The organism is Vibrio sp. 1402 (assembly GCF_033340275.1).
This window is the reverse complement of sequence record NZ_JAWOWE010000424.1, coordinates 1-611: the sequence shown is the minus strand read 5'-3', so window position 1 is coordinate 611 and position 611 is coordinate 1. Positions and strand designations below refer to the sequence as shown.

The following is a 611-nucleotide window of genomic DNA, read 5'->3' as shown; positions in this document are numbered from 1 at the left end:
AAATCCGCGAAAGCGGGTTAAGCATTGAAGAAGCAAGAGAACTTGGCTTGATTCACTGATTCTCTCAATTCGGTGTACCACTCCGTAGGGTAGCCAACTGGCTGCCCTTTTTATTGGTTCATCGCGGATAAGCGGGAACTAAAAACAAAAACGGTAGTAAGTGATAGAGTTTTATCGCCAAACAAATCCTACACAAACTACCGTTTTCATGTCGAATCATACTTTCCTATCTTCATTCTGGGAAGGCTTTCATATAGTAAAGTCTCATCAGACTACGTCATTAATAAAGCTCACTCTCAAACCTAATTCTATCGCTAAGTGTCCGTGCGGGCTTAAAGCTCAAGCCATACATGAGTATCAGTGGCGTAACGTGAAGGAAGCTACACTGTTAGGAGCTCCCGTTGAACTGTCCATTCAAACCCGACGCATCAAGTGCAGTAACTGCGGCATTAAAACAGAGCGGCTATCTTGGTTGGAACCTTATGCTCGTATCACTAAACGCCTACGAAGCTATATAGAACAGTTGTTACCTCTGCTACCAATCAAACATATAGCCCAAGTGACAGGCGTTCATTGGCAAACAATCAAAGAGATAGATAAGCGTCGGCTTC

Annotated in this window: 1 protein-coding gene; it reads left to right on the top strand. The window is 43.5% G+C overall.

Features of this window, described 5'->3' with window-relative positions; translation table 11 throughout:
• Window positions 1–208: 208 nt before the first annotated feature.
• Window positions 209–611: helix-turn-helix domain-containing protein (locus R7044_RS26460; protein WP_318141744.1), on the top strand; the 403-nt coding region annotated here is incomplete at its 3' end.